Raw genomic sequence first — 10,316 nt, 5'->3', positions numbered from 1 at the left:
GGCGCTGCGCGCGAAGTCGTAGCCGCCGGGCAGCATCGGCGCGGCGGGCGGCATCAGCCGCGCGGTGAAGGCGATCAGCGCGCCCTCGCGATAGGCAGGGTCGTCCTCTGCCAGCGGCACGTTGATGCGGACCTTGGCGGGCGCGCCGGTGTCGGGATCGCGGATCGCGAGCACCAGCCGGACGCGCTCGTCCGCCGGTTGCTCGATCCGTTCGAGCACACGCCCCTCCAGATGAGCCGACACCGGACGCGCGAACGCTTCCGTCCCCACCATTGCCGAGCGCGCCCAGCCCGTCGCCACCCCGGCAGCGACCAGCAGGCCGACCGCGACAATCGCCAGCGTCAGCCGCGCCCGGTCCTCACGTCCGCGCCATGCCGCGAGTGCTCCCAGCGCGGCCACGGCCCCCGCTGCTATCGTCGCGACCCACGCAGCAGGCCCCGGCAGCACGAACCACGCCGCCACGCCCCCGGCAAAGGCCACCGCCAGCCAGGGCCCGCGATCGAAGCCCGCAGAGGCAAGGAATTCCTCGGCCCCGTCGCCAAGACTGGACAAAGAGACACGCCTCAGCCTATGCGGCTGCTGCGTCGCAGCATTGCCCGTATCGTCCCCTAGCGGAACTTGCGGAGGCGAATGCGTGGCCATCAACAAGATTAGGACAGGATTACGTGAATATGGCAAGCGCAGGCAGCACGGCAGACCGTCCGGTCGTCACCCGCTTCGCGCCCAGCCCGACCGGCTTTCTCCACATCGGCAATGCCCGCACCGGACTGTTCTCGTGGCTCTATGCCCGCCACTGCGGCGGCAAGGCCTTGCTCAGGATCGAGGACACCGACAAGCAGCGCAGCACCAAGGAAGCCATCGACGTCATCTTCGACGGGCTGAACTGGCTCGGGCTCGAGTTCGACGGGGAACCGGTATTCCAGTCCGAACGCGCGCCGCGCCATGCCGAAGTGGCGATGAAGCTGCTCGATGCGGGCAAGGCCTACAAGTGCTTCGCCACGCCCGAGGAGCTCGCCGAAATGCGCGAGCAGCAGCGCGCCAACAAGCAGCCGATGCGCTATGACGGGCGCTGGCGCGACCGCGATCCCTCCGAGGCCCCCGCAGGCGCGCCCTTCGTGATCCGCCTGAAGGCGGAGACCGGCGGCGACACCGTGATCGAGGACGCCGTGCAGGGCCGCGTCAAGGTCGCCAACAAGGAGCTGGACGACTTCATCCTCCTGCGCGCCGACGGCACCCCTACCTACATGCTGGCCGTGGTGGTCGACGATGTCGACATGGGCGTCACCCACATCATCCGCGGTGACGACCACCTCAACAACGCCTTCCGCCAGCTCCAGCTGATCCGCGCGATGCAGGGAATCGAGGATGGCTGGGACGAGCCGGTCTATGCCCATATCCCGCTGATCCACGGCAACGATGGCGCCAAGCTCTCGAAGCGTCATGGCGCACTCGGTGTCGATGCCTATCGCGACGAACTGGGCATCCTGCCTGAAACGCTGTTCAACTATCTCCTGCGCCTTGGCTGGGGCCATGGCGACAAGGAAGAGTTCACCCGCGAGGAAGCCATCGCGCTGTTCGACCTTTCCGGCGTAAACAAGGGCCCGAGCCGCTTCGACATGAAGAAGCTCGCCAACATGAACGGCAACTTCATCCGCGAGGCCGACGATGCGCGCCTTGCCGCTCTGGTGGCCGCACGGATCGGCCCCGAGGCCGATGAAAAGCTGCTGACCGAGGCCATGCCCGTGCTCAAGACGCGCGCGCGCGATCTGGGCGAGTTGGCCGACGGTGCGCGCTTCCTGTTTGCGCAGCGCCCGCTCGGCCTGACCGAAAAAGCGACAGACCTGCTCGACGACGAGGCGCGCAGTCGTCTGGCGACGATTTCGCAGCGTCTGGCAGCCGAGAAGGACTGGACAACCGAGCCGCTGGAGGCCAATCTCAAGGCCTACGCAGAAGACTTGGGGCTCGGCCTCGGCAAGCTCGCGCAGCCTTTGCGCGCAGCTCTGACTGGGCAAACGACTTCGCCCGGAATTTTCGATGTACTGGTCCTGCTCGGCAGGGACGAAAGCCTTGCGCGGATCGACGCGCAGGCCCGGTCCTGACGGCGGAAACACACCTACTAACACAGGAGAACAGGCTTTGGCGGACAAGCAAGCGAAACTCGAAATCGGCGGCAAAGCGCACGAATTTCCGGTGTTGCAGGGGAGCTGCGGGCCCGATGTGGTCGACATCCGCAAGCTTTATGGAACTACGGGTGCCTTTACCTACGACCCCGGCTTCACCTCGACCGCCAGCTGCGAAAGCGCGCTGACCTTCATCGACGGTGAAGAAGGCGTGCTGCTGCACCGTGGCTACCCCATCGGGCAGCTGGCCGAGCACTCCAGCTTCATGGAAGTCTCGTATCTGCTGCTGAACGGCGAACTGCCGAGCAAGAGCGAACTCGACACCTTCGAGAACACCATCACCCGTCACACCATGCTGCACGAGCAGCTGATGACCTTCTACCGCGGTTTCCGCCGCGACGCGCACCCGATGGCGATCATGTGCGGCGTGGTCGGCGCGCTCTCGGCGTTCTACCACGACAGCACCGACATCTCCGATCCGGTGCAGCGCCGCATCGCCAGCCACCGCCTGATCGCCAAGATGCCGACCATCGCGGCCATGGCCTACAAGTATTCGGTGGGGCAGCCGTTCCTCTATCCCGACAATTCGCTGAGCTACACCGGCAACTTCCTCAAGATGACCTTCGGCGTCCCGGCCGAGGAATATGAGGTGATCCCGGCGGTTGAAAAGGCGATGGACCGGATCTTCATCCTCCATGCCGACCACGAGCAGAACGCCTCGACCAGCACCGTGCGCCTCGCCGGTTCCTCGGGGGCGAACCCGTTTGCCTGTATCGCTGCCGGCATCGCCTGCCTGTGGGGCCCGGCGCATGGCGGCGCGAACGAAGCGGCGCTCAACATGTTGCAGGAAATCGGCACGCCCGACCGTATCCCGCACTACATCGAGCGCGCCAAGGACAAGAACGATCCGTTCCGTCTGATGGGCTTCGGCCACCGGGTCTACAAGAACTACGACCCGCGCGCGACGGTGATGCAGAAGACCGTGCGCGAGGTGTTCGATGCGCTCAAGGTCACCGATCCGGTGTTCGAGACCGCGCTGCGTCTCGAAGAGCTGGCGCTGTCGGACGACTACTTCGCCGAGAAGAAGCTGTTCCCGAACGTCGACTTCTACTCGGGCATCATCCTCAGCGCGATCGGCTTCCCGACCACGATGTTCACCGCGCTCTTCGCGCTGGCCCGCACCGTGGGCTGGGTGGCGCAGTGGAACGAGATGATCTCCGACCCCGGCCAGAAGATCGGCCGTCCGCGTCAGCTCTACACCGGGCCGACGCAGCGCGACTACGTGCCGGTCGAGAAGCGGTAATCGGTTGCGGCGGGTGCTGCGGCGCCCGCCAAAATCAGGAAGTGGCGGCCTGGTCCGCCGGTAACGAAAGCGTGAAGCGGGCACCCTGCCCCTTCGCGCTTTCGACCGTCAGGGTGCCGCCCATCGCCTCGGCCAGACGGCGCGAGATATAGAGGCCGAGCCCCGAGCCGCCGTCGCCGCTGCGCCCGAGCCGCTCGAACTTGGTGAAGACGCGGAGGATCTCTTCGGCGTTCAAACCCTCGCCCTGATCGGCCACTGTGAGGCTGGCTATGCCGCCTTCGCTCTCTGCGCGCAGCCAGATCGACGAACCCTCGGGCGAATAGCGGATCGCATTGCCGAGCAGGTTGAGCACGATCTGCAGCACCCGCCGGAACTCGCCGATAGCCGGCGCACTCTCACCGGCCTTCGGCACATCGACGCTGATCTGCCGGTCACGCGCGCGCATGCCGAGAATACCGGCTGCACGGCGCGCCACGTCGGCAAGGTCGATCTGGTCGGGCGCGGGCGAGAAGCTGTCGTCCTCGATCAGCTCCAGCGTGGTGAGATCTTCGATCAGGGCCAGCAGGTGCTCGCCCGCCGCCGTGATGTCGGCGGCATAGTTCGTATACTCGTCGGCCAGCGGGCCGGAGAGCTGCGAGCGGATCGTCTCGGCATTGGCGATGATGCGCGAGACCGGCTGACGCAGCACCGGCGCGATCTTGCGGTCGATCCCGTTGTGGCGCGGAGCCGCCGGAGCGGGCGCAGGCTGGGCCACGGCAGGTGCAGGCGCATCGGAGACCAGCAACAGCTCGAAACCGCCGCTGCCCGGTTCGCCGCCGCCGAGCGGGACGAGGTGCGCGGTCCACAATTGCGGCAGCCCCGCCACCCGCAGTCGCGCGCCATCGAGCAGGCGCCAGTGCAGCGGCTGCTGGTGAACGTTGCCCTCCAGCGAGACGAAGTCGGTCCAGGGGCGTCCGGCGCCACTGGTCATCTGCTGTGCGAGCGGCGCCAGTTCGGCCCCGTGACTGTCAATCGCAAGCAGTTCCTGTCGCGGCCCGAGCCGGGCGCTGAGCGCGGCCATGTGGCGCGCCATGGCGATGCGGTGCTCGTCGTCGCTCACGTTGGCAGGCGGGCGGCCCTCGCTGCGCCAGTTGGAGATGGCAACCCGGCACCCCTCGCCTTCCGGCTCGACCTCGACCCACATGGAGAAGACCTCGCGGTCGTCGGCCATGCGCAGGCGGCGCGCCAGCTTGAGGCCATATTCGCGCGCCATCTGCACCACTTCGCGCAAGGCCGGGGCGACAATCGCTCCGGGCACCTCTCCTCCGCAGCGCAGGTGCAGACCGGCCAGCGGTTCGTCCGCCGCGATCAGGCGGTCCGCGCCGTCGGTCCGCGCGTGGGTGCGCAAGGTGGAGCTGCCGGGCATGGCCTCAGTCCCGCGCCAGAGCGAGCAAGGCGGCAGCACGTTCGGCGCTGAGGCCGTCGAAGCCCGGCGGCAGGGTGATCTCGGGGTGAAGCAGCAGGAACTGGGCCTCGACCGCGCTTTGCGGCAGACCCGCCGCACGCAGGGCAAGGGCAAGCCGCGCGAGCTGATTTTCGCCCAGCGCGTGAATGGCAAGGTCGCGGCTCTGGCCCGTGGCAAGTGCCAGCGCGCTCGCAAACAGCGCGAGGCCCGCGTGGTCGAGGGCGAGCGCCCGGTCAGCCTCGTGTTCCAGCGCCAGCAGCAACTGCGCCATCTGTCCGGCGCGGCTCGCCGCCTCGTCGAACGCCTGGCGCAGATGCGCCTCGGCCAGCTCAGCCGCCGGATCGGGCAAGTCATCCAGCCCGCGCAGGGCAAGCAGCAGGCGGTGGAACAGATCGGCGGGCAGCTCGCCCAGCGTCAGCTCCATGCGCCGCTGTTGCTGCACGAAGCGCGCCTGCGCCGCCAGCACATGCATGGCGGCGCCCGCGATGTCGGGATCGGCCACTGCGGTCAGCTCCTGCAGGAACGGCGTCAGCACCGGGTCGAGCCCGCAACGCTGGTGCAGCTTGTCCGCCCAGTGCGTTTCCAGCGCGAGGGCATGAGCGTGGGCAAGAAAGCCGCTGTCGGCGAGGATCGCCTCGGTCAGCGGCTCGCGGTGGAGGGAAAGCAGTGCCTCGCGGTCGAGCGCGCCATCGGCCCCGGCCACGGCATCGAGCAGCTGGCGCGCCGCATGGCCCGCCATGCCGCGTATGCGCGCGATGATCTCGTCGCTGAACTGTACCTGATCGCCGCTGCTGATCAGGTGCGCCAGCACGGGCTGCGTGGACGCCAGCAAGGCATCGCCGCGCGACAGCTCGAAGCGCATCACCGCCTCGACCTGTTCGATCGACGGCGTGCCGGGGGAATCTCCGCTCATCCCTCCGGCCATAGGCGGTTTTGGTTAAGGCTGCGTTATGCCCTTTCGCGCAGGCGCGAAAACAGCAGGAAAACCGTCAGCAGCGCGGCCAGCAGCATCGCGGCCTCCTCGGCCGGCAGCAGCACGCTCGCCACCAGCGCCACGACCAGCACGATCCCGCGATCGCGCACCAGCGTCACCCAGCGCGGCCCGCTGGCGCGATCAAGCAGCAGCAGCGCCGCCCCGACCATCAGCGGCGCGAACAACATATGATGCAACGATCCCTCGATCGGCAAGGCCAGCGCCGCCACCAGCGCGCCATCGACCAGCCAGCCCAGCCACGGCCAGTTGCGCGAAGGGGCCGAGGGTGTCGCGCTCACCTGCGCCAACTGGCGCGCGAATTCGGGCAGCAGCGCGGCGACGAGAATCCCGCCGAGCCCCGCCGCGACATGCCCCAGATAGACCGCCGCCAGCGCCCCAATCAGCGCCAGCACCGTGACCGCCGCGATTCCCGCGCGCGCCGATGTGCGGCTCGCCAGACCGGCAGCAAAGGGCTTCAGCAGGCGATGCGCGAGCCAGGCCGTGGGCCGCAGCAAGCCGGGCCGTTCGAGCATGTGGCCAAGCCACAATTGCTCGACCCGCGCGGCGTGTTCGTCGCTGGCGACGAGTTGCCACTCGCCGCTGCCGAGCGTGCCCGCATCGAGCCGCCGCTGGCGCGTGCCTTGCTGCAAGGCGATCCGCAACAGCGCCGAGGCCGGGGCGAAATCTCCGCCGAGGCCCGACAGGCCGCGCAGCGCCGCGCCGTCGATCATCAGCGCCCCGCCCCAGGCACGGTCGATGTCGATGCGCTCGAACCCGGCGCGGGTGCCCGCGCCAGCGTCGAGAATGATCACGCAGTTGTCTTCCACCAGCGCCGAGGAGGCTTCGTGGCAGAACGGCAGCAGATCTTCGTGCATCACCAGCAGGCTGTCACCTGGCTGGACCACGCCGGAAAGCGCCTCGGCACTGCCGAGCAGTTGCACGCGCATTCCGGCATCCTCTGCCGCATGGCGCAATTCGTTGGCCTCGCCCGTCACACCGCGAGCAAGCAGGAGGAGCACATCGCACTCGCAATGGCGGGCGAAATCGAGTTGGCGCAGGGCAAGGCTGCGGCCCAGCACGGCGGGCGCCGGCTCAGCGCCGACGGGTTGCAGGATTATTAGAGCGGCACGCATTTCAACAGGTCTCAGGGCAAATCATTCGCGCCTAGCTAGGCGCTTGCCCCCCTGCTGCCAAGCGCCCCGAATGCCTATGTCTTCGCGGTGAGCCGGACCGAGTAATCCATGAGATGACGCACCGCCACCGGATCGCCCGGAGCGCTGTCGAGCGCCCGCTCGGCCAGCGCGACCAGTTCGCCATCGTGAAAGCTCGCCCCCAGACCCTTGAGCCGCTGTGCCGCAACATGCCAGTTCCCGTCGCACCGCGCACGACCGAGCAGGTCGATCTGAGTGACCACGCTCTCGACAAAGCCGCCGATCAGCTGCGCGCGCAGATCCGCATCCGCGCCTGCCGCGGCGGCAATCGCCGCTTCGAAGCTGCCTGATTCGTAAGCCATTCCCGCGAATATGGGGATCAGGTGTTAAGTCGGGGTTTCTCCGCAGGTCCGGTGTGATAAATCGAACTGATGACCAACCGTAAACGAGTCCTCGTGCTAGGCGACATCGATATGGCCGACAGCCCGGCACAACAGACAGAAGCGACCAATATGAGCAGCGACGAGCACGCGGCGGACAATGTGTCGCAGGAACACCAGCCTGCCCACGAAGAGGCCTGGGTGGAGGAAGAGACCTCCGAGGCATCCTCGCGCGACCGCATGCTCGCGATCGTGTTCGGGGCGCTGATGGTTGGCTGGGCTGGTTTTTGCGTCTGGGCGCAACGCGATAGCCTGTCGGGCGGTGCTGCGCCGTCCGACTGGATGTCGGGCCTGTTCGAGCTGCTGGTGCCGCTGCTGTTGCTGGCGCTGCTGTGGCAGGCGTTGCTGCGCACGGGCCGCGCCCAGCAACGCCGCTTCGCCGATACCGCCCGCATGCTGGCCGCCGAAAGCAGCGCGCTTGAAGCGCGGCTCACCGTCGTCAATCGCGAACTGAGCCTTGCGCGTGACTTCATCGCCTCGCAATCGCGCGATCTCGAATCGCTTGGCCGCGTCGCGACCGAGCGCTTGACTGGCAGTGCGGAGACATTGCAGGGCCTGATCACCGTCAATGGCGACCGGATCGAGCGAATCAGCCATGTCGGCGAAAGCGCCGTCGCCAATATGGAGCGGCTGCGCGACCAGTTCCCGGTGCTCGGCAATGCCGCACGCGACATGACCAATCTGATCGGCAGCGTCGGCAATATCGCCAACGATCAGGTCGTCGCCCTCACCTCGGCCATGGGCCAGCTGGAGGATCATGGCGCTGCGGGCCGCGCCCATGTCGAGGCCATGACCGCGCTGATCGCCCGCACCATCGCCGAGTTCGAGCAGCAATCGAGCCAGCTGGGCAACAATGCGCTTGCGACCTTTGCCGACCTCAACCGCCAGAGCGAGGACTTCCAGCGCAAGATCTACGAGCGCGACCAGCAAGCTCTGGCCGAGACCGAAGCCCGCGCCGAAAAGCTCGTCGATTTCCTCGACAGCCGCAACGCCAAGCTGATCGAGATCGAGGAGCGCAGCATCGCGCAGATTCGCGAGCGGGTGAACATCCTCGCCAGCGAATGCGACGACATCCTCGAACGGATGGGCGAAAACCGCGATCAGGCCGGCCGTGAGCTGGTCGACATGATCGAAGCGCTCGAAACCCGCCTCACCGAGGCAATCGACCGCGTGGCGATGACCGACGAAGGCGCGATTGCCAATGCGCGCGCGCGGCTCTCGGCGCTGGCCGAAGAGGCGGCGCGCATCGACGCTTCGCTCGCGCAGGGCTTTGCCGGGTTCGAGGCTGACCTGGCCCGGCGGCAGGACGAAGCCGCCCGCCGCGAACGCGAGGCGCTGGCCGCGCTCGAACACCGGATGGCGCAGTTCGACGAGCAGATCGCCGGGCGCGAGGAAGCCCATCTCGCGCATGTCGAGCAACTGGCGCAGCGCAGCGAAAGCATCGCCGAGCGGCTCGCCGCAATCGATGCCGATATCGCCAGCCTCGGCAGCCGCTTCACCGAAACCAATGGCGATATCGCCGGATCGATGGAGCAGCTTGAAGGGCGGCTCCACGCCAGCAGGCAGACGCTCGACGACAACAGCCGGGCCGTTGCCTCGCTGACCGACGACAGCGTGCGCCTGCTCGAAGTTCTGCAAGCGGGCAAGCTGCAGGCCGAAGGCGAACTGACCGGCGCCATTGCCGAAGCCCGCGACCGCCTGACCGGCTTCCACGGTCATGCCGAACGGGTCGGTGCCCTCTTGAAGGACGCCGAAGCGCGCGGCGCGGTTCTCGCCGGCCACATCGAGACCGCGAAGAACGACGGCACCGGTGCAGTGGAGGTGCTGGAGCGTCTCGAAGCGCAGCTGGCCGACGTGGCGGAACGCTCGAAAGCCCTGGCCGAACAGACGCGCGGCGAGTTGCAGGACGCCATCGCCGCGCTCACCGCGGGTTCGCAGGCGGCGGTGGAGAGCCTGCGCTCCGACCAGAACGAAGCGATCCGCGAGGTGGCCGACACGATCGCGCGCGACAGCAATGCCGCCATAGCCGAGGCACTTGCCCGCGAAGCGCAATCGGCCATCACCGAACTGCAGGAAGCGACCGAGCGCGCCAGCGAGGCGAGCCGCGAAAGCGCACGCCAGTTGCGCGACCAGCTGGCCGCCGTCAACGAGCTGACGGGCAACCTCGAACAGCGCGTCGCCACCGCGCGCGAAAGAGCGGAAGAGCAGGTCGACCACGACTTCACCCGCCGCATGGCCGCGATTACCGAAGCGCTCAATTCCTCGGCCATCGACATTTCGCGTGCGTTCGAGGACGAAGTGGCCGACACGCAATGGGCGCAGTATCTGCGCGGCGACCGCGGCATCTTCACCCGCCGCGCCGTGCGCCTGCTCGACAAGCAGGAAGCGCGCTCGGTGCACGAAATCTATATGAACGACAGCGAGTTCCGCGAGACGGTCAACCGTTACATCCACGATTTCGAGGCGATGCTGCGCAACGTGCTCTCCACCCGCGACGGCAATGCCGTGGCGGTGACGCTGCTGTCGTCCGATGTGGGCAAGCTTTACGTGATGCTCGCGCAGGCGATCGACCGCCTGCGCGACTGACCCGGCGGCTCAGGCGATATCAACCTTATTCCGGCGGTTCGCCGAACAGGTTGATATCGTCCATCACCACCCATTCCTCGATGTAGTTGGCGACGAACAGCGCGCACAGCGCAGCGGCCAGCAGCGTCGCCCGCCAGACCACCTTCCACCCGTGGAAATGGGCAGGCGCGCTATCGGCCTGTCCGGGCACCTTGGCGATGCCCACTTCGTCGGCCGTTTTCACGCCGAGCGGCAGCATCAGAAATGCGCTCATCACCCAGAACAGGCCATAGATCGCGATTATCGAGGTGATTTTCATC

General features: G+C 67.3%; 9 protein-coding genes. 3 read left to right on the top strand and 6 right to left on the bottom strand.

Annotation, left to right across the window (positions count from 1 at the left end; translation table 11 throughout):
* Positions 1–552 (bottom strand): DUF4131 domain-containing protein (locus tag D2V17_RS06575; RefSeq protein ID WP_119592299.1); only part of this gene is annotated, 552 nt, incomplete at its 3' end.
* Positions 553–671: 119 nt separating this feature from the next.
* Between D2V17_RS06575 and gltX the strand changes: the two genes are divergently transcribed.
* Together gltX and D2V17_RS06565 are read left to right on the top strand one after the other, a co-directional pair.
* A complete protein-coding gene (gltX, locus tag D2V17_RS06570; protein ID WP_119592298.1) occupies positions 672–2,099 on the top strand; it encodes a glutamate--tRNA ligase in 1,428 nt (475 codons plus the stop codon).
* A 37-nt stretch (positions 2,100–2,136) separates the two neighbouring features.
* Positions 2,137–3,423 carry a citrate synthase gene (locus D2V17_RS06565; RefSeq protein WP_119592297.1) on the top strand — a complete coding sequence of 429 codons (1,287 nt, stop codon included), beginning with the start codon at positions 2,137–2,139 and terminating at the stop codon, positions 3,421–3,423.
* Between the two features lie 34 nt (positions 3,424–3,457).
* Here the strand turns inward: D2V17_RS06565 and D2V17_RS06560 are convergent, their stop codons facing one another.
* From D2V17_RS06560 to D2V17_RS06545, 4 genes are all read right to left on the bottom strand, one after another.
* Positions 3,458–4,828, bottom strand: coding sequence for a sensor histidine kinase (locus tag D2V17_RS06560; protein WP_119592296.1), 1,371 nt, complete (start codon positions 4,826–4,828; stop codon positions 3,458–3,460).
* 4 nt (positions 4,829–4,832) lie between these two features.
* Entirely contained in the window at positions 4,833–5,780 is a 948-nt protein-coding gene (locus tag D2V17_RS06555; protein WP_147367267.1) for a hypothetical protein, read from the bottom strand.
* 35 nt (positions 5,781–5,815) lie between these two features.
* A complete protein-coding gene (locus tag D2V17_RS06550) occupies positions 5,816–6,973 on the bottom strand; it encodes a hypothetical protein (protein WP_147367265.1) in 1,158 nt (385 codons plus the stop codon).
* Between the two features lie 74 nt (positions 6,974–7,047).
* Positions 7,048–7,353, bottom strand: a complete 306-nt coding sequence (locus tag D2V17_RS06545) for an Hpt domain-containing protein (protein ID WP_119592293.1) — start codon at positions 7,351–7,353, stop codon at positions 7,048–7,050.
* A gap of 150 nt (positions 7,354–7,503) precedes the next feature.
* Between D2V17_RS06545 and D2V17_RS06540 the strand changes: the two genes are divergently transcribed.
* On the top strand, positions 7,504–10,017 hold the full coding sequence (locus D2V17_RS06540) for a coiled-coil domain-containing protein (RefSeq protein WP_147367263.1): 2,514 nt from the start codon (positions 7,504–7,506) through the stop codon (positions 10,015–10,017).
* A gap of 25 nt (positions 10,018–10,042) precedes the next feature.
* Here the strand turns inward: D2V17_RS06540 and D2V17_RS06535 are convergent, their stop codons facing one another.
* Positions 10,043–10,315 (bottom strand): DUF1467 family protein, encoded by a 273-nt coding sequence (locus D2V17_RS06535; RefSeq protein ID WP_119592291.1) that lies wholly within the window; start codon positions 10,313–10,315, stop codon positions 10,043–10,045.
* Position 10,316 lies beyond the last annotated feature (1 nt).

Source organism: Aurantiacibacter xanthus (assembly GCF_003584015.1).
GTDB lineage: Bacteria > Pseudomonadota > Alphaproteobacteria > Sphingomonadales > Sphingomonadaceae > Alteraurantiacibacter > Alteraurantiacibacter xanthus.
The sequence above is the reverse complement of the archived record's forward strand: the minus strand, read 5'-3'. Positions and strand labels throughout refer to the sequence as shown.

Excerpts from the sequence above, each read along its gene's own strand:
- gltX (WP_119592298.1), top strand. The coding sequence starts at position 672 with ATGGCAAGCGCAGGCAGCACGGCAGACCGTCCGGTCGTCACCCGCTTC.
- D2V17_RS06560 (WP_119592296.1), bottom strand. The coding sequence starts at position 4,828 with ATGCCCGGCAGCTCCACCTTGCGCACCCACGCGCGGACCGACGGCGCG.
- D2V17_RS06555 (WP_147367267.1), bottom strand. The coding sequence starts at position 5,780 with ATGAGCGGAGATTCCCCCGGCACGCCGTCGATCGAACAGGTCGAGGCG.
- D2V17_RS06550 (WP_147367265.1), bottom strand. The coding sequence starts at position 6,973 with ATGCGTGCCGCTCTAATAATCCTGCAACCCGTCGGCGCTGAGCCGGCG.
- D2V17_RS06545 (WP_119592293.1), bottom strand. The coding sequence starts at position 7,353 with ATGGCTTACGAATCAGGCAGCTTCGAAGCGGCGATTGCCGCCGCGGCA.
- D2V17_RS06540 (WP_147367263.1), top strand. The coding sequence starts at position 7,504 with ATGAGCAGCGACGAGCACGCGGCGGACAATGTGTCGCAGGAACACCAG.
- D2V17_RS06535 (WP_119592291.1), bottom strand. The coding sequence starts at position 10,315 with ATGAAAATCACCTCGATAATCGCGATCTATGGCCTGTTCTGGGTGATG.